This window comes from Oleiphilus sp. HI0066, from assembly GCF_001635725.1.
This window is the reverse complement of sequence record NZ_LWFH01000619.1, coordinates 1-1,208: the sequence shown is the minus strand read 5'-3', so window position 1 is coordinate 1,208 and position 1,208 is coordinate 1. Positions and strand designations below refer to the sequence as shown.

Here is a 1,208-nt window from a genome sequence, read left to right as displayed (position 1 = left end):
GTACCAGAATTGGTACTTTGGGAGACACGCTCACCATCCACTAAAACAATGACTCGTTTAGCATCGACACCCTGCATCCATACCTCAGAGCCCGATTTACCATGGATTGGCTTAATCAAAAGCCCTGGTACATCTTTAATCGCCTCACTTAGATCACGTGCATTTTTTAGCACTATCTCCTCGCGCGAAATCACCTCTACACGCACTGGCGATTCGAGAAGCAATTTCTCAGTTCTAGAGCCTGTAATGACAACAGTTTCTGCTTGAACAGAATCTGTCTTGACTTCAGTTTGTGTCGTCTCAGCCGTGGTTACCGTGCTACACACAGACAACATACTTGCAGCAGTAAGGGATAACGTCTTATTCATTTATGTGATTACTTACTCTTTATAACGCTCAAACCGAATCTAAGCGCGTGGTATTAATTTTAGAGGGCGCGAGATTACCAACTAAACAAGGAAGTATCAATACAAATGCAAATCATTCTTATTTGTTTTTCTATTACCAACTAGGGAAAAACCTTTTTACCCGCACCAATGCCACAACACCCCACTTAATCCGACTAAATTGCATAGTCGCAGGCTCATTCATTAACAGTAAGGAAAAGTTTTGTGTATGTTTGCTAATGCAAATGATAATACTTATCATATACATCTAACAGCAATTCTTTTATCAAAACAAACATACAATGGAGTTTCTGCAGTGAGCGCAGACGTAAATACCGCCTCGGGTTTCGGCGAGATTGGACAAGAAGCACAACCCACTACCGACAAAAGCAAAAAGAAGTCGCGAAAAAAAAAGCTTACGGCACATAAAGCCGCTTACCTAATACATAGCTACATTGGCTTAAAGCTTTCCCTTCTATTTAGTGTGGTACTAATTACTGGAACGCTTGCCGTATTCGCAGAAGAAATCGACTGGCTAGTCTACTCCGAGGTAAGAGTTCAACCACAGGGAGAAAGATTAAGTTCGGGTGAAGTATTTGACCGAATGCAAGAGCAACTGCCTAACGTCGGTTTAAGCGCTTTTCAAACAGCAAACGATAGAACACATACCGCTGCTCACGCGATGATGACCCTACCCGATGGTGGGTTTAAAAAAGTTTGGGCAGACCCCTACACTGGAGAAGTTACTGGCGTAACGAATTTTTTGACTGTTGGAGAGTTTATGTCAATTCTCCACAAAAACTTGTTCATGCCATTAATTGG

General features: G+C 42.1%; 2 protein-coding genes. One reads left to right on the top strand and one right to left on the bottom strand.

What is annotated here, in order from left to right; translation table 11 throughout:
• The coding region (locus tag A3738_RS08010; protein WP_231876575.1) for a TonB-dependent receptor plug domain-containing protein at nucleotides 1-368 on the bottom strand (368 nt) is incomplete at its 3' end.
• 334 nt (nucleotides 369-702) lie between these two features.
• On the opposite strand from A3738_RS08010, the gene A3738_RS29840 reads away from it, so the two are divergent.
• Nucleotides 703-1,208: PepSY domain-containing protein (locus tag A3738_RS29840; protein ID WP_197473701.1), on the top strand; the 506-nt coding region annotated here is incomplete at its 3' end.